This is a genomic window from Providencia sp. wls1943 (assembly GCF_009706275.1).
GTDB classification, from domain to species: Bacteria; Pseudomonadota; Gammaproteobacteria; order Enterobacterales; family Enterobacteriaceae; genus Providencia; species Providencia zhijiangensis.
The window spans coordinates 157631-174377 of the sequence record NZ_WLTU01000016.1 but is presented as its reverse complement, the minus strand read 5'-3'; the positions used below and the strand labels follow the sequence as shown (position 1 = coordinate 174377).

Below are 16747 nucleotides of genomic sequence, written 5' to 3'. Positions count from 1 at the left end.
GTCATATAAATGAAGAAACCCCCAATAGTTGGATAACTATTGGGGGTCTTTTTTAACTCATTAGTGATTAATGAGCTGCTGGTGGCTGGTTGTTATCAACGTGTTCTGGTGCCTTTGCAAAGCGGCGACGGATCACCACAAAGAATACCGGAACAAAGAAGATAGCCAATGATGTTGCTGCGAACATACCACCGAGTACACCTGTACCGACGGAGTTCTGTGCCGCAGAACCTGCACCATTACTGAATACCAGAGGGATAACACCCAGCATAAATGCCAATGATGTCATCAGGATTGGTCTTAGACGCATTTTAACGGCATCTAATGTTGCTTCAATCAATCCTTTACCTTCTTTCTCCATCAAGTCTTTGGCGAATTCAACAATCAAGATTGCGTTCTTCGCCGATAACCCAATGGTGGTTAACAGCCCTACCTTGAAGTAAACGTCGTTATCTAAGCCTCGGACGGAGGTGAAGAGTAACGCACCGATAACCCCAAGTGGCACCACTAACATAACTGAGAACGGTACAGACCAGCTTTCATACAGTGCAGCCAGACACAGGAATACAACAATCAGGGAAATCGCATACAGGGCAGGTGCCTGGTTACCAGACAAACGCTCTTGGTACGACATACCTGTCCACTCATAACCGATACCCGCAGGTAGGTTTTCTGTGGTCAGTTTTTCCATCATCAACATCGCAGCACCGGTACTTTGACCTTCTGTTGCTTGACCTTGAATGTTCATTGCTGGAACACCGTTATAACGCTCTAAACGTGGTGAACCGAATTTCCATGGGTCTTTGGATTCGTCTAAGAACGCTGAGAACGGTACCATTTTCCCTTGGTTATTACGAACATACAGGTTGCTGATATCTGACGGCAACATACGGCTTTCCGCGTCACCTTGTACGTAAACTTTCTTCACACGACCGCGGTCGATAAAGTCGTTAACGTATGAACCACCAAACACGGAGCTGAGGGTTGCGTTGATATCACTGATAGCAACACCTTGTGCCTGTGCTTTTTGTTGGTCAATATAGATTCGATACTGTGAGGTATCATCTTGACCATTTGGTCGTACACCTTGCAAAATTTCAGGGTGCTGTGCAGCAAGTCCGAGTAACTGATTACGTGCTGCCATCAGTTTTTCATGACCTAAGCCACCTTTATCGACCAGCTCAAAGTCAAAGCCGTTTGATGTCCCTAACTCAACAATTGCGGGTAAGTTAAAGGCATAAATGAAGGCGCCTTGTTTTTGGGATAGTGCTGCGTTTGCACGTGCAACAATCGCATCCACATGGTTTTCTTTCCCTTTACGTTCATCCCAGTTCTTAAGAACGACGAACGCCAGACCCATGTTTTGTCCTGCACCTGCAAAGCTGAAGCCACCAACGGTAAAGACAGACTTAACGTTTTTACCTTCATCTACTCTGAAGTAATTACTGACTTCATCCAAGATGACTTCGGTTTGTTCTTGAGTTGATCCTGGCGGTAACTGCACCATGGATAAGAACACCCCTTGGTCTTCTGCTGGCAAGAATGACGATGGCAGACGAACAAACATAAATGCCATGCCCACAACCAGTATCACGTAGATCACAAGGTAACGACCCGTGCCATTCAACATACGGCTTACGCTGTCTGTGTAATGGTGAGCTTGCTTTTCAAATACGCGGTTAAACCATCCAAAGAACCCTTTCGTGGAACCATGGCTGCCTTTTTCAATTGGCTTCAACATAGTTGCACACAGTGCAGGGGTCAGGATCATCGCCACTAATACCGATAGCAGCATCGATGAAACGATGGTGATAGAGAACTGACGGTAAATTGCCCCTGTAGACCCACCGAAGAAGGCCATTGGGATAAATACCGCAGACAGCACCATTGCAATACCGACCAGAGCACCTTGAATTTGGCCCATGGATTTTTTGGTCGCCTCTTTTGGTGGCAGACCTTCTTCTTGCATTACACGTTCAACGTTTTCAACAACAACGATGGCGTCATCCACGAGAAGACCGATGGCAAGTACCATCGCAAACATGGTTAAGGTGTTTATCGAGTAGCCAAAGGCCGACAAGATAGCAAAGGTACCTAACAGAACCACCGGTACGGCGATAGTTGGGATCAATGTTGCACGGATGTTCTGTAAGAACAGATACATAACCACAACAACCAGCATGATCGCTTCAACTAGCGTTTTAACTACCTCGTTAATCGAAATCTTAACGAATGGCGTTGTATCGTATGGGTAAACGACTTCTAACCCTTCAGGGAAGAACGGTTCCATCTCAGCTAAGGCTGCACGGACGTTATTCGCCGTATCCAGTGCGTTAGCGCCAGTTGCCAATTTAATACCGATACCTGCTGCTGGCATACCGTTAAAGCGCGCAACGGTACTGTAGTTTTCCGCACCGAGTTGAACGGTAGCGACATCTTTCAAACGAACTTGGGAACCGTCTTGGTTCACACGTAATAAAATGTTCGAAAACTCTTCTACGTTACTTAAACGGGTTTGAGCAATAATAGATACGTTCAAACGCTGACCGGCAACAGGAGGTGTTCCCCCTAACTGACCGGCGGCAACTTGGTTGTTTTGTACACGAATTGCATTAATGACATCCGAAGTTGCCATGTTGTACTTAACGAGTTGCTCTGGTTTTAACCAAATACGCATTGCATATTGCGTACCAAACAGCTGGGTTTCACCAACACCATTAACACGACTCAGTGGGTCCTTAATATTTGAACCTACGTAGTCGGCAATGTCGTATTGACCCATTGAACCGTCTTTAGAAATAAAGCCTGCAACCATTAAGAATGAGCTAGTGGACTTATCGACACTAATACCTTGTTGCTGTACTTCTTGAGGTAAAAGTGGCATTGCCAATTGCAGCTTATTCTGTACCTGTACTTGGGCGATATCGCCATCAGTACCTGCTTCAAAAGTCAGCGTGATGCTTGCTGAACCTGATGAATCACTGGTTGACGACATATACACCAAATTATCGATACCGTTCATGTTCTGTTCGATAACTTGGGTCACCGTATTTTGTACCGTTGATGCATCTGCACCAGGGTAGTTAGCTGAAATGGAAACAGCCGGCGGTGCAATCGTCGGGTACTGAGCGACAGGTAACTTGATAATTGCCAGCAGACCTGCAAGCATGGTGATAATCGCGATTACCCATGCAAAAATTGGTCTATCTATAAAAAACTTAGGCATTAATCAATAGCTCCCTTATTTAGACGCGGTTTCAGGTTTTGCCTGAGTGTCTACAATGGATTGAGTTTCTAAGTTTGCTTGCTTCGGCACAACAACCATACCTGGCTTGATTTTCTGTAAGCCAATCACAATGACACGGTCGCCATCTTTCACGCCATCAGTGACTAACCAGTTGTTGCCAATCGCTTGTGCAGCTTTCACTTTACGCACTTCAACTTTGTTTTCAGCGCCAACAACCATCACTTGCGCATCACCTTGCGGAGTACGTGCAACACCTTGTTGTGGGACTAAAATCGCATTTTCTTTCACACCATCTTCTAGAATGGCGCGAACAAACATACCTGGCATCAGCTCTTTGTTCGGGTTAGGGAACACGGCACGCATAGTGATAGAACCTGTGGTTTCATCAACAGTGACATCAGAGAACTCTAATTGTCCTTTCTGTGCGTATTCTTGCCCGCCATTAATCACTAAGCTAACAGGTGCTTTGCCTGGCTCTTTTTGCAGTGCACCCTGTTCGATTTCATTTTTTAAGCGTAAGAAATCTTCACTCGACTGCGTCACATCCACGTAGATTGGATCTAATTGTTGAACGCGCATTAGTTCAGTTGTTTGACCCGCAGAAACTAATGCACCTTCCGTGACATTGGATTTACCCGTACGCCCACTAATTGGCGATGTCACTTTCGTGTAATTCAGATTAATACGTGCGGTTTCAACGGCTGCTTCCGCTGCTTTTACCGCAGCTAGAGACTGTGCATAGGTTGAATTTGCTTGGTCGTATTCTTGTTGACTAATGTAGTTGGTACCAAGCAGTGGCTTATAACGTTTAACAGTTAATGCGGCGAGATTAGCATTTGCTTGCGCTTTGGCTAATTCTGCTTTAGCACTATTGTACGTTGCTTGGAAAGGTGCCGGATCGATTTGATACAACGATACGCCAGCCTCAACATCGCTACCTTCTTTGTAGTTACGTTTTAGGATGATGCCACTTACTTGTGGGCGAACCTCTGCGATACGAAATGCAGATGTACGGCCAGGAAGTTCGGTCTTAATGGTCAGAGGTTCAGCTTTCAGCGTAACAATTCCTACATCAGGCGCCGGGCGTTCACCGCCACCTTTCTGTTCTTCGTTACAACCAGATAACGCTAAGCCGCCTGAAAGGACCAACAGAGCCAGAGGTAACACCCCTCTGTTTTTTCGCATAAGTTAACCTCAATTAATCGATATGAGTTCAAAACAAAATTAAGAAAAAAAGCAAATTATATGATTTATCACTATGCTATAGTACAAACATACACTAATGTATGTAAATCAGCTTTCGATAAAAACGGGCGTCAATGGCACGAAAAACTAAACAACAGGCTGAAGAAACCCGTCAGGAAATATTAGATGCAGCCATCAAAACATTTTCTGAACGAGGAGTAACAGCCACATCATTAGCCGATATAGCCAAAGCTGCGGGTGTTACCCGGGGTGCTATATATTGGCATTTTAAGAATAAGGTGGATCTGTTCCATCAAGCCTGTGAATTTAGCGATAATCAAATTACTCAAGCTGAGGATTATTATCGTTCGAAATATACCAATGATCCACTTTTAATACTAAGAGAATTGCTAATATATATTCTTACCGATTTTATTAGTACTCCTAAAAATCGCGCGTTAATGGAAATCTTTTTCTTAAAATGCGAATTAGTCGGAGAAATGGCATCTGTCGTTGATTTTAAGCGTGAAAACTATCTCGCAAGTGAACAGCGGATTATTAAAAATTTACGTGATTGTGTGGACGCGGGACAACTTCCAGCAGATTTAGATTTAGCGTGTAGCGCGGTTATGATCCGTGCACTGATGTCGGGATTACTCGAAAACTGGTTATTACAGCCAGAGCGTTTTATGATAGACGCACATACCACGACGTTAGTTGATACTTTATTAGAAACGCTTAAAAATAGCGTCTCACTGCGAGTCAAACCAACGCCAAACGAATAATCGGAGAAAACCATGTCATCCATTTTGATCATTGCGAATGGCGCGCCATACGGAAGTGAAATGTTGTTTAACTCTCTGCGCTTAGCCATCACGCTAAAAGAGCAACACCCACAAACCGACCTGAAAATTTTCTTAATGTCTGATGCAGTTACTGCCGGGATCACAGCGCAAAAACCGAAAGAAGGGTATAACCTTCAGCAAATGCTAGAAATTTTAACCGCGCAAAATGTCCCTGTTAAATTATGCAAAACCTGCACTGATGCTCGAGGTATCAGTGAGCTGCCATTAATTGATGGTGTTGAAATCGGCACATTAGTTGATTTGGCTGCGTGGACATTAGACTCTGAAAAAGTTCTCACCTTTTAATTTTATCGCCATAGATTAAAAAAGCTTTTTGAGAATTGGGCTGCGGTTTGTCAAAATTGCAGCTCAAATAGCAAGTTAGAACTCAGTATATTAGGTCTAAGTATATTAGAACTAAACAATTTAAGTGCTAGATAATAGTAGGATCACAGCGAGATATCATGGGCCCACTAATGCAATACAGAAAAGCGTGGTTATATTCAATTAGAATATTTTTGGCATTTGCCATCACCTTTTTCTCTTTTCAAATTTCCGCAGCAACAATGAGTAACCTTCCCAGCAAAAACGAGATAAAAACAGAGCTCAATTCGCTAAATAAAAAAAACAATGCAGGGCAAGAAGATAAACTCGCTATCGCCGATTTGGAAAAGTCATTAAATTATTATGATGAACTGGAAAAACTCGATCAGCGTTCAGACGAACTGCAAAAAAAATTAAGTCACTCCGGTGAAGAGTTAAAAAAAGCGGTTCAGGGTTTATTACAAATAAAAAATCAGAATGAAAATCCTGATATTAACTTTCAGCACCAAATTGAAAATAGCAGCCTGCAACAATTAGAGTCCATGTTGGCAACCCATTTGGATAATTTGCAAGCTGAGCAAAATGATCTCGCCACATACAACAGCCAACTGATCGGTTTGCAAACTCAACCGGAGCGCGCCCAAGCTATCATGTTGGACAATGCTCGAAGACTGCAAGAAATTCGCAACGAGCTTAACAGCACATTGACAGACTCCAGCAAGCTGCGCACCACACAAGTGAATATGCTGCAACTTGAGCAATACCTTCTACAGCAGCAAAACGAATTTCAAAAGCGTGTTCTCCAAGCTAATACGCAACTCCAAGATGTTTTGCAGAAACAGCGTGATTACACGGCGGCGTACATTGAGCAACTCGATGCCCGAATTCAGGTGATCCAAGACGCTATCAGCAAAGTGCGTCTCAGTGATTCTCAATCGACAGTACGTGAAGCACAAAATACCTCTACGGATGATGCGGTGCAGCAAAATCCGATTATTCAAAAAGAGGTGGAGATCAATAACAAGCTGAGCAACCGCTTGATTGAAGTGACTCAAGACGGCAACAAAATGGTGCAAAATGGCATCCGAGTAAAAACTTGGTTAGAACGCGCCACTCAATCAGAACGAAACTTAAAAGAGCAAATCAACGTATTACGCGGAAGCTTGCTGCTATCACGAATTCTTTTTCAGCAACAAATTGATTTACCCGCGGATATTCTCACCAAAAATTTGCCTGTCACCATCGCCGACCTACGTTTGGAGCAGTTTGATATAAACCAGCAACGTGATGCGTTATACCAACCTACGGATTACATTAATAATCTAGAGCATGAGCAAGCGGTTAAAGTCGGAGAGCAAGAAAATACCCGCTTGTTTACCCCAGAAGATAAAGCGGCGCTGGTAAAAATCCTGGATGTTCGCCGTGAATTATTGGATGAATTGAATTTACAATTAGGCGGGCAAATTTCCCAAGCCATTAATTTGCAACTGGATCAAAACCAATTATTGAGTGTAGTTAGCTCGCTTGAGCATACTTTGGCTCAGCAGATTTTCTGGGTAAACAGTAATAAACCGATGGATATTGAGTGGTTAAAAGCGTTCCCAGAAGCGGCCAAAAATCAACTAACTCACCTCGATTTTGATTTTTCATTATCGAGCCTGAAAAAAGGCTTGCTGAGCTCGCTGTGGGTGACGATTCCGTTGTTATTGGCGGCACTAATCTTTATCTGGTTGAACCGGAAAATCACTCAGCGTCTACATGATATTGATTTACGTTTATCCAGCCTGCGTAACGACAGCGTACTGAATACACCGTTGGCTCTGTTACTCACGTTGCTGCAAACCATCCCAACTTCATTAGTGGTTATCGCCATTGGTTACTGGTTCTTAAAAACCGGTAACCTGCAAGGGGAGTTTATTTGGTCTTATTTCTTGCAACTCGCGATTTTCTGGGCGCTATTTGAATTAACGTTCAGGGTATTAAAACCTCAAGGTATTGCAGAGAAACACTTTAATATTGAGCATGAAAATGCCCAGCGCATGCGCCGTCGCATGGTGCGTTTATCGGTACCGCTGATCCCGCTTATCTTCTTTTCCACCTATGGAATGATTAACCCGCTGAAGGTGTCTGAGGATGTGATTGGGCAGCTTGTGGTTTCTATCTGTTTATTATTATTGTGTATTTTTACCATTCCGTTCTGTAAGCAGGTTTGGAAGGAAACAGGTAGCCACTTAACGCGCTCGATTTTGATCACGTTACTGACATTCTCACCGCTAATTTTAATCGGTTTGATGATTGCGGGTTACTATTACACCACACTCCGTTTAGCCAACCGTTGGTTAGATAGCTTGTACCTGCTGGTGCTTTGGTACATTACGTATAATGTTTGCTTGCGAGGCTTAAGTTTAGGCGCGAGAAAACTGGCGTATAAGCGTGCGCTTGAGCGTCGAGCGCAGTCAAAACAGCAAGAAGAGACCGAAAACGAGCCTATCAAAGAGCCACCAATGACCATTGAGTTGATTAGCCAGCAATCTCTGCGCTTAATGACAATGGTGCTGTTTATTATCTTTGCATTTGCGTTTTACGCCATTTGGTCTGATTTTATTACGATTTTCTCCTTCCTCGATAGTGTCCAACTCTGGAGCTATACCGCAACATCAGCGGAAGGGGCGAATATCATGCAGCATGTGACCTTAGCGAACTTGATTTTAGCGGTAGTGATTGTGGTGGTGGCGTGGATCATGACACGCAACTTACCAGGGTTACTGGAAGTGTTGGTATTATCGCGGCTCAAACTGCGCCAAGGTTTCACTTATGCCATCACCACCATGTTGACCTATGTGATTGTCAGTATCGGGGCAATTGCATCCCTTGGGATGATTGGGGTGACATGGAATCAGTTGCAATGGTTAGCCGCCGCCTTAACGGTTGGTCTTGGTTTTGGTTTACAGGAAATTTTTGCCAACTTCGTTTCGGGGATTATTTTACTGTTCGAAAGACCGATTCGCATTGGGGATACCGTCACCATCGGGACTTACTCGGGAACTATCAGTAAAATCCGTATTCGTGCGACAACCATTGTGGATTTCGATCGCAAAGAGGTGATCATCCCGAACAAGGCATTTGTTACTGAGCGTTTGATCAACTGGTCGCTCTCAGACACGGTCACACGAATTACGGTCTCTTTAGGTGTTGCGTATGGCTCAGATCTGGAAAAAGTGAAACGCGTATTACTGCAAGCGGCAACCTCTAACAGCAAAGTGATGACGGACCCAGCGCCAGCGGCATACTTCTTAAGTTTTGGTGCTAGCACATTAGATCACGAATTACGTTTTTATGTACGCCAGATCGGTGAGCGTACCATCACCAGCGATGAAGTGAACCGTGAAATTGACCGGTTATGTCGTGAAAATGATATCAATATCGCTTTCAATCAATTGGAAGTGCATTTGCATAACAATCAGGGTGATGAAGTGCAGGAAGTGACGAAAATTATCAAAGACAAAGATAATGATAAAAATGGAGATGAAAAATAACCTGCGTTAATTACCATTCTGACAGGCTGCTTCGGCGGCCTGTTTGTTGAGGTAATCCTGCTTAACTATCTCTAATGCTTTCAGGACGGTGTGGGTATCGACTTCAGCCGATTCTAACAAGTAAATTAAATCTACCGCGAGCTGGGTTTCGAGTGGTGCAGTGTCCAGTGTTTCCATTCACGATCCTCTAATCAAAAAATTGGTTTTCTTGGTGCTCGATGGCTTTTTCAATACGCATTAATGCTTGTCTACAACGGTATAAGCGCCCGGCTAATGCGGCGAGCTCTTTTTGGCACTGGTGCTGTAAATGTGAGTCAGTTAAGCCACTTAAATAGAGCTCTTTTTCGCTCACCATAGCCTGCAAACGGCGTTCATAATCTTGATGTTGTGATAAACGTTCATATAAATCAACCTGTTCCTTTTTCGTCCGAAAAGAATCTTCTTTTTCCCGTAATCCTTGAGTGGAGAGTTCGCGGGAAATAGCCTGCATTTGATGCACGATTTTTTCGGTTAAAAAGTTCACTTGCTGGGTATGGTTTAGCAAAACGCTATTACACAATTGCTGATACAAGGTATTGAGCTCTTTCTGGCAATCACCCAGTTTGGTGGATTTATGGCTAAATAGCTGCATATCAAATCGGGAGTGTGAAAACTCATGGTCTTTGATGGGGGCGACGCGCTCAGCTAACTCATCAATCTGCTTTTTCAATGCCTCTAACAGAGCCTGTGTTTTCATTTTTTATTCTCAATAAATGTGAAAAGTGGCGGAATATTGATATCCAACAATAAAACTTACAGCAAATAGACGGCTTCTTATTGCATTTTTATGGTAGTTTGCATAGATTCTACCCTTTCGTATTTACTATATTGGTTTTTATTATGACCGCTAAAGAGCAACAACTGCAATTAATTAAAGAAAGTATCGCGACTATCCCTAACTATCCAAAAGAGGGTGTACTGTTTCGTGATATTACCACACTGTTAAATGACCCGGCGGCTTATCAAGCGACAATCGATATGCTGGTTGAGCATTATCAAAACAAAGGTGTGACCAAAATTGTTGGTACTGAAGCCCGTGGTTTTCTGTTCGGTGCTCCTGTTGCATTACGCTTAGGCGTAGGTTTTGTGCCTGTGCGTAAAAAAGGCAAATTACCGCGTGAAGTTTTAAGTATGACGTATGATCTGGAATACGGCACCGACACACTGGAAATCCACAAAGACAGCATTACCGCACAAGACAACGTACTGGTGGTGGATGACCTATTAGCAACCGGTGGTACTGTCGAAGCAACCGTGAAAATGATCAAACAGCTAGGCGCAAAAGTGGTGGATGCTGCTTTCGTTATCGGACTGCCTGATTTAGGCGGTGTTGAGCGTTTAGCAAAAGAAGGCGTTACTTCCTATAGTCTTGTTGAGTTCCCAGGCCACTAATCTGCTCCGCACTCTTCTTACTATTTTTACTGCAGTCTCGCCCAATGGGTTGAGGCTGTGGTAGCATGGTACTATTATTATATTTATCAATGTCCCATGTTGAATAACAGTGGAATCCATGAGCTATCAGGTACTTGCCCGTAAGTGGCGCCCCCAAAAATTTTCAGACGTTGTTGGTCAGCAGCATGTGTTGACTGCACTTGCTAATGGGCTTGAGCACCAACGGCTTCATCACGCTTATCTTTTCTCGGGTACCCGCGGTGTCGGGAAAACCACGATCGCCCGTTTGTTTGCCAAGGGGTTAAACTGCGAAACGGGGATCACGGCAACGCCTTGCGGAAAATGCGCCAACTGTTTGGAAATTGAACAGGGGCGATTTGTTGACCTGATTGAGATTGACGCGGCATCACGCACTAAAGTTGAAGATACGCGAGAATTACTGGATAACGTCCAGTATGCACCAGCGCGTGGTCGCTTTAAAGTCTATCTTATTGACGAAGTTCACATGTTGTCGCGCCACAGTTTTAATGCGTTGCTTAAAACACTGGAAGAACCACCGGAACACGTCAAATTTTTACTGGCAACGACCGATCCACAAAAACTGCCTGTCACGATTTTATCCCGCTGCTTACAGTTCCATCTAAAAGCGTTGGATGTTCCACAAATCAGTGAACAGCTTGAGTTGATCCTAAACGCGGAAAATATTGAGCACGATACTCGCGCTCGTCAGTTGATTGCCCGCGCCGCAGACGGTAGTTTGCGTGATGCATTGAGCTTGACTGACCAAGCAATTGCCATGGGGCAAGGTAAGGTCACTGCGGATGTGGTGAGCCAAATGCTGGGTACCTTAGATGATGAGCAACCGCTCGCCATTATTGAAGCTTTAGTTCGTGCCGATGGTCTTGGTGTGATGGCCCAAGTCGAGCAAGCGGCTTCCCGTGGAGCTGATTGGGAAAACTTACTGGTTGAAATCCTCTCTCAGCTTCATCGCATTGCGATGATCCAACTACTGCCTGCGGAACAAGAAACCGATCCGTCATCGACGGAAGGGCGTCTAAGACAAGTGGCTCGATTAATTTCTCCAGCGGATCTTCAACTTTTCTACCAAACCTTGCTGATGGGGCGCAAAGAACTGACATTCGCGCCAGAAAGACGTATGGGCGTGGAAATGGCTCTACTAAGAGCGCTAGCCTTCCACCCAAAGAGCATTATTGAAGAAGTGGAATTGCCGCCGAAATTAGTTTCAAACGCGCCGGCTTCCACTTTTCAGCCAGAGCCAGCACCATCAACGGTAAGACGCCCAGCCCCGCAGCCTGCGAGCGCAGAGAACTTACCGGAAAATAGCCCAACATTGCAGCTATTAAAAGCCAGACAGGCACTACAAACGCCACAAAGTGAGGATCCGAGTCCAAAAAAGACTCATCCGGTGACGTCCGAAAGGGCTAAGCCGGCGGTTTCAGCACTTGAACGGCTGGCCGCGGTAACCAGCAAACATCAGCAAAATGTGATGGAAAAAGCGTCACAGAAGACCAAGCCTGCGAAGCCGAAGCCTTACCAGTGGAAGCCGCAAAATGGTGAAGTTCTTGACGCAAAAGACACAGTGACAACGCCAACGGAAATCAAAGAGGCGTTGGAATATGAAAAAACCCCTGAATTAGCAATAAAAATCACCGAAGAAGGGCGCGAGCGTGATAGTTGGTCGGGGGAAATCGCGCAATTAAATATTCCGAAGCTAGTTGAACAATTGGCTTTGAATTCATATAAAGAAGAATTGGACGAGTCGCAAATTGTATTGCACTTGCGCTCCGCTCAACGCCATCTTGATAAACCTAACGCTCTCAAAGCGTTGCAAGACGCGTTGAGTGAACATTATGGTCGCCCTGTTGAACTGAAAATCGTTCACGATGATAATACGGCGGTGAAAACGCCGCTGGAATGGCGTCAGGCGATTTATGAAGAGAAACTGGCGCAAGCCCGTCAGTCTATTATTGCGGATAAAACAATTCAAAAATTGCGCGCCATGTTTGATGCGCAATTGGATGAAGAGAGTATTCGCCCCGTTTAACGCTACAGTTGCGAATCTGTAGCCTCAGTTGTGAGAGAAAACTATGTTTGGTAAAGGTGGATTGGGTAACCTGATGAAACAGGCCCAGCAAATGCAAGATAAAATGCAGAAAGTTCAGGAAGAAATCGCTCAACTCGAAGCTACTGGCGAATCTGGTGCTGGCTTAGTCAAAGTGACCATCAACGGTTCACATAACTGCCGTCGTGTTGAAATCGATCCTAGCCTGTTAGAAGACGACAAAGATATGCTGGAAGACTTGATTGCTGCGGCATTCAACGACGCAGCTCGTCGTATCGAAGAAACGCAAAAAGAAAAAATGGCTAGCGTATCTAGCGGTATGCAACTGCCACCAGGCTTTAAGATGCCATTCTAATGCAAACGAGTCCGCTTCTTGAATCATTGATGGAAGCGCTGCGCTGTCTCCCCGGTGTGGGACCCAAGTCAGCGCAGCGAATGGCTTTCCAACTTCTGCAACGTGACCGTAGTGGCGGAATGCGTTTGGCTCAGTCTCTGACTCGTGCAATGTCCGAAATCGGGCATTGCCGCGATTGCCGCACATTTACTGAGCAAGACACCTGCAATATCTGCGATAACCCGCGCCGTCAGCAAAATGGGCTGATTTGCGTGGTGGAAAGCCCCGCAGATATTTACGCTATCGAGCAAACTGGTCAATTCTCAGGTCGCTATTTCGTACTCATGGGGCATCTGTCACCATTAGATGGCATTGGACCGATGGATATCGGGCTAGATAGGCTCGAAGAGCGACTGGCATCGGAAAACATCACTGAAGTGATTTTGGCGACCAACCCAACAGTAGAGGGGGAGGCGACGGCAAACTATATTGGGCAGATGTGCGCGCAGTATGGGGTGGCGGCGAGCCGGATTGCGCATGGGGTGCCTGTCGGCGGGGAGTTAGAGATGGTTGATAGCACGACGCTTTCTCATTCGTTGTCAGGCCGCTCGAAGTTGTAGCATCCTCGTCATATTTCAAATTGTAGGGGTGTTGGCTGCACAACCTCACCCTAGTCACATACTTCAGTATGCTCCTAGGGATAAGCTTGCTTGCCGCCTACCTACAACTTTGAACTATTTAGAGGAAGGTAGGTAGCTACCTTATAAAAGCAAAACCCTCAAACCAAAACTCTCGTAGCCTTCCATAATTTCCTTTCGTTCATATTAATTTGGCTGCTAATTTGTGGTTAGTGGTTGAATTCTATTTTTTTGTCCCCAAATTAGTTTCCATCGATAAGTCAAAACTAACTATTAGATTGATGATATAGAGGCGATTAATGAGTATGAAAGGACAAGAAACTCGTGGGTTTCAATCAGAAGTCAAACAACTGCTACAGTTGATGATCCACTCTCTTTACTCAAACAAAGAAATTTTTCTGCGTGAGCTCATTTCCAACGCATCCGATGCGGCGGATAAACTGCGTTTTCGTGCATTATCTAAGCCTGAACTGTATGAGAATGACGGCGAACTGCGTGTGCGTATTAGCGCAGACAAAGACAAAGGTACTCTAACTATCAGTGACAATGGCATCGGTATGAGCCGTGAAGAAGTCATTGAAAACTTAGGTACTATCGCTAAATCAGGCACCAAATCATTCTTAGAATCATTAGGCAGTGACCAAGTCAAAGATAGCCAAATGATCGGCCAATTCGGTGTGGGCTTCTACTCCGCATTTATCGTTGCCGATAAAGTCACCGTACGCAGCCGCGCAGCGGGTGCTGATGCGAGCGAAGGGGTATTCTGGGAATCTGCTGGCGAAGGTGAATACACTATCGCAGATATCGAAAAAGCCGATCGCGGAACCGAAATTACCCTGCATTTACGTGATGATGAAAAAGAGTTTCTAGATAACTGGCGTTTACGTTCTGTTATCAGCAAGTATTCTGACCATATTGCTCTGCCTGTTGAAATCGAAGAGAAAAACGAAGAAGACGGCTCCGTTACTTGGGAAAAAATCAACCAAGCGAAAGCACTGTGGACGCGCAGCAAATCTGAAATTTCAGACGAAGAATATATTGAGTTCTACAAGCATATCTCCCACGACTACGCTGATCCATTAACGTGGGCACATAACCGTGTGGAAGGGAAGCAGGAATATACCAGTCTGCTGTATATTCCATCTCAAGCCCCATTTGATTTGTGGAACCGCGACCAGCGCCACGGTTTAAAACTGTATGTTCAACGTGTCTTTATTATGGATGATGCAGAGCAGTTTATGCCTAATTACCTGCGCTTCGTTCGTGGGGTATTGGATTCCAACGATTTACCGTTGAACGTTTCCCGTGAAATTCTGCAAGATAGCGCATTGACGCGTAACTTACGCAGCGCACTGACAAAACGTGTTCTGCAAACACTGGAAAAACTGGCGAAAAATGACGCAGAGAAATACCAAACTTTCTGGCAGCAATTCGGTCTGGTTATGAAAGAAGGTCCTGCGGAAGATATGGGCAACGGTGAGGCGATTGCAAAACTGCTGCGCTTTGCAACCACCCATAACGACAGTAGCGTACAAAATGTTTCGCTGGAAGATTACGTAAGCCGCATGGTGGAAGGTCAGGATAAGATTTACTTTATTACTGCCGATAGCTACGCTGCCGCGAAAAGCAGCCCGCATTTAGAGCTGTTCCGTAAGAAAGGCATTGAGGTTCTCCTGTTATCTGATCGCATTGACGAATGGATGATGAACTACCTCTCTGAGTTTGATGGCAAACAGTTCCAATCTGTGAGCAAAGCTGATGAATCGTTAGACAAGTTAGCGGATGAAAACAAGGCTGAGCAAGAAGAAGCCGAGAAGCAGTTAGAGCCATTTGTTGAGCGCGTAAAAACCTTCTTGGGTGACCGTGTGAAAGAGGTGAAACTGACTCATCGTTTAACCGATACACCAGCCATTGTGACCACCGATGCGGACGAAATGAGTACCCAAATGGCGAAATTATTCGCGGCTGCGGGTCAAGCGGCGCCAGAAGTGAAATATAACTTCGAGCTGAACCCGAGCCATGCATTGGTGAAAAAAGCGTCTGAAGTGGAAGATGAAAGCGTGTTTGCAGATTGGGTGGATGTACTACTCGACCAAGCCTTGCTGGCAGAACGCGGTACGCTGGAAGATCCAAACTTATTCATCAAAAAAATCAACGAATTACTTTTAAAGTAGTCCATTAAGGTATTTTCGTTTTCGAACATAAACCACGTAAAAAAGCGATTTTTTGCGTGGTTTTTTTCTTTTGCGAAAAAAGATAAATGGGAAAACGTTTACGTGTCTTCTTGAGTCAGATGCCATGCTAATGGTATGGTAGAGCGTTTTCTTTTCAAATTATAAAAAACTAAATAGCAAGGGGTTTACGCAATGCGTATCATTCTGCTTGGCGCTCCAGGCGCTGGTAAGGGCACTCAAGCTCAATTTATTATGGAGAAGTTTGGGATCCCTCAGATTTCAACTGGCGACATGTTACGTGCCGCTGTAAAATCAGGGAGCGAATTAGGTTTACAAGCTAAAGAGCTGATGGATAACGGCAAATTAGTGACTGATGAACTGGTTATTGCATTAGTGAAAGAGCGCATCAAACAAGATGACTGTCGCAATGGCTTCTTGTTGGATGGGTTCCCGCGTACCATTCCTCAAGCGGATGCAATGAAAGAAGCAGGCATCAACGTTGATTACGTTTTAGAATTCGATGTTCCTGACGAAATCATTGTTGAGCGTATCATTGGTCGCCGTGTTCACGCACCATCAGGTCGCGTATACCACGTCACTTTCAACCCACCTAAAGTTGAAAACAAAGATGACGTAACTGGCGATGAATTAACTATCCGTAAAGACGACCAAGAAGACACGGTTCGTAAACGTTTGGTTGAATATCATGCACTGACAGCGCCATTAATCGCTTACTATCAAAATGAAGCGAAAGCGAGCAGCACTCAGTACTTCAAGTTAGACGGTACTCGCAAAGTGACTGAAGTGAGCGCAGAGTTAGCAAAAATTTTAGGCTAATTTTTCTGAGCGTAATCTAAATAGATTCAAATAAACAAGGCAGCGCAAAAACGCTGCCTGAGGTTGTTGACAAAGCAGGATAAAAGCGTGGTTTTTCCTGCTTTGTGTTATCA

The 16747-nt window shown here is 44.7% G+C and carries 13 protein-coding genes; 9 read left to right on the top strand and 4 right to left on the bottom strand.

Annotated features, from left to right (window positions below; all coding sequences use genetic code 11):
• Nucleotides 1-67: 67 nt before the first annotated feature.
• Both GKR48_RS07030 and GKR48_RS07025 read right to left on the bottom strand, forming a co-directional pair.
• Nucleotides 68-3226 (bottom strand): efflux RND transporter permease subunit, encoded by a 3159-nt coding sequence (locus tag GKR48_RS07030; RefSeq protein ID WP_154627559.1) that lies wholly within the window; start codon nt 3224-3226, stop codon nt 68-70.
• A gap of 15 nt (nt 3227-3241) precedes the next feature.
• On the bottom strand, nt 3242-4432 hold the full coding sequence (locus GKR48_RS07025; RefSeq protein ID WP_154627558.1) for an efflux RND transporter periplasmic adaptor subunit: 1191 nt from the start codon (nt 4430-4432) through the stop codon (nt 3242-3244).
• Between the two features lie 134 nt (nt 4433-4566).
• Between GKR48_RS07025 and acrR the strand changes: the two genes are divergently transcribed.
• From acrR to mscK, 3 genes are all read left to right on the top strand, one after another.
• On the top strand, nt 4567-5217 hold the full coding sequence (gene acrR, locus GKR48_RS07020) for a multidrug efflux transporter transcriptional repressor AcrR (protein WP_132496735.1): 651 nt from the start codon (nt 4567-4569) through the stop codon (nt 5215-5217).
• Between the two features lie 12 nt (nt 5218-5229).
• Complete coding sequence (locus tag GKR48_RS07015) at nt 5230-5583, top strand: DsrE/DsrF/TusD sulfur relay family protein (protein WP_154627557.1); 354 nt, start codon at nt 5230-5232, stop codon at nt 5581-5583.
• Between the two features lie 158 nt (nt 5584-5741).
• Nucleotides 5742-9137, top strand: coding sequence for a mechanosensitive channel MscK (mscK, locus tag GKR48_RS07010; protein WP_154627556.1), 3396 nt, complete (start codon nt 5742-5744; stop codon nt 9135-9137).
• Nucleotides 9138-9143: 6 nt separating this feature from the next.
• Here the strand turns inward: mscK and GKR48_RS07005 are convergent, their stop codons facing one another.
• Both GKR48_RS07005 and priC read right to left on the bottom strand, forming a co-directional pair.
• Nucleotides 9144-9314 carry a DUF2496 domain-containing protein gene (locus GKR48_RS07005; RefSeq protein WP_154602431.1) on the bottom strand — a complete coding sequence of 57 codons (171 nt, stop codon included), beginning with the start codon at nt 9312-9314 and terminating at the stop codon, nt 9144-9146.
• 10 nt (nt 9315-9324) lie between these two features.
• Nucleotides 9325-9873, bottom strand: coding sequence for a primosomal replication protein PriC (gene priC / locus GKR48_RS07000; RefSeq protein WP_154627555.1), 549 nt, complete (start codon nt 9871-9873; stop codon nt 9325-9327).
• Between the two features lie 143 nt (nt 9874-10016).
• On the opposite strand from priC, the gene apt reads away from it, so the two are divergent.
• The 6 genes from apt to adk all read left to right on the top strand — a co-directional run bounded on the left by apt (nt 10017) and on the right by adk (nt 16634).
• A complete protein-coding gene (apt, locus tag GKR48_RS06995; RefSeq protein ID WP_036952557.1) occupies nt 10017-10568 on the top strand; it encodes an adenine phosphoribosyltransferase in 552 nt (183 codons plus the stop codon).
• Between the two features lie 118 nt (nt 10569-10686).
• Nucleotides 10687-12633 (top strand): DNA polymerase III subunit gamma/tau, encoded by a 1947-nt coding sequence (gene dnaX, locus GKR48_RS06990; RefSeq protein ID WP_154627554.1) that lies wholly within the window; start codon nt 10687-10689, stop codon nt 12631-12633.
• Nucleotides 12634-12676: 43 nt separating this feature from the next.
• On the top strand, nt 12677-13006 hold the full coding sequence (locus GKR48_RS06985; RefSeq protein ID WP_006659291.1) for a YbaB/EbfC family nucleoid-associated protein: 330 nt from the start codon (nt 12677-12679) through the stop codon (nt 13004-13006).
• A complete protein-coding gene (gene recR / locus GKR48_RS06980) occupies nt 13006-13605 on the top strand; it encodes a recombination mediator RecR (protein WP_036952553.1) in 600 nt (199 codons plus the stop codon). The genes GKR48_RS06985 and recR overlap by 1 nt, the downstream gene beginning before the upstream one ends.
• A gap of 317 nt (nt 13606-13922) precedes the next feature.
• A complete protein-coding gene (gene htpG / locus GKR48_RS06975; RefSeq protein ID WP_154627553.1) occupies nt 13923-15797 on the top strand; it encodes a molecular chaperone HtpG in 1875 nt (624 codons plus the stop codon).
• Between the two features lie 192 nt (nt 15798-15989).
• On the top strand, nt 15990-16634 hold the full coding sequence (gene adk / locus GKR48_RS06970) for an adenylate kinase (protein ID WP_036952549.1): 645 nt from the start codon (nt 15990-15992) through the stop codon (nt 16632-16634).
• The last annotated feature ends 113 nt before the right edge of the window (nt 16635-16747 follow it).

Bases quoted from the DNA above. Each gene is read 5' to 3' on its own strand.
- GKR48_RS07030 (WP_154627559.1), bottom strand. From the start codon at position 3,226: ATGCCTAAGTTTTTTATAGATAGACCAATTTTTGCATGGGTAATCGCG.
- GKR48_RS07025 (WP_154627558.1), bottom strand. From the start codon at position 4,432: ATGCGAAAAAACAGAGGGGTGTTACCTCTGGCTCTGTTGGTCCTTTCA.
- acrR (WP_132496735.1), top strand. From the start codon at position 4,567: ATGGCACGAAAAACTAAACAACAGGCTGAAGAAACCCGTCAGGAAATA.
- GKR48_RS07015 (WP_154627557.1), top strand. From the start codon at position 5,230: ATGTCATCCATTTTGATCATTGCGAATGGCGCGCCATACGGAAGTGAA.
- mscK (WP_154627556.1), top strand. From the start codon at position 5,742: ATGGGCCCACTAATGCAATACAGAAAAGCGTGGTTATATTCAATTAGA.
- GKR48_RS07005 (WP_154602431.1), bottom strand. From the start codon at position 9,314: ATGGAAACACTGGACACTGCACCACTCGAAACCCAGCTCGCGGTAGAT.
- priC (WP_154627555.1), bottom strand. From the start codon at position 9,873: ATGAAAACACAGGCTCTGTTAGAGGCATTGAAAAAGCAGATTGATGAG.
- apt (WP_036952557.1), top strand. From the start codon at position 10,017: ATGACCGCTAAAGAGCAACAACTGCAATTAATTAAAGAAAGTATCGCG.
- dnaX (WP_154627554.1), top strand. From the start codon at position 10,687: ATGAGCTATCAGGTACTTGCCCGTAAGTGGCGCCCCCAAAAATTTTCA.
- GKR48_RS06985 (WP_006659291.1), top strand. From the start codon at position 12,677: ATGTTTGGTAAAGGTGGATTGGGTAACCTGATGAAACAGGCCCAGCAA.
- recR (WP_036952553.1), top strand. From the start codon at position 13,006: ATGCAAACGAGTCCGCTTCTTGAATCATTGATGGAAGCGCTGCGCTGT.
- htpG (WP_154627553.1), top strand. From the start codon at position 13,923: ATGAGTATGAAAGGACAAGAAACTCGTGGGTTTCAATCAGAAGTCAAA.
- adk (WP_036952549.1), top strand. From the start codon at position 15,990: ATGCGTATCATTCTGCTTGGCGCTCCAGGCGCTGGTAAGGGCACTCAA.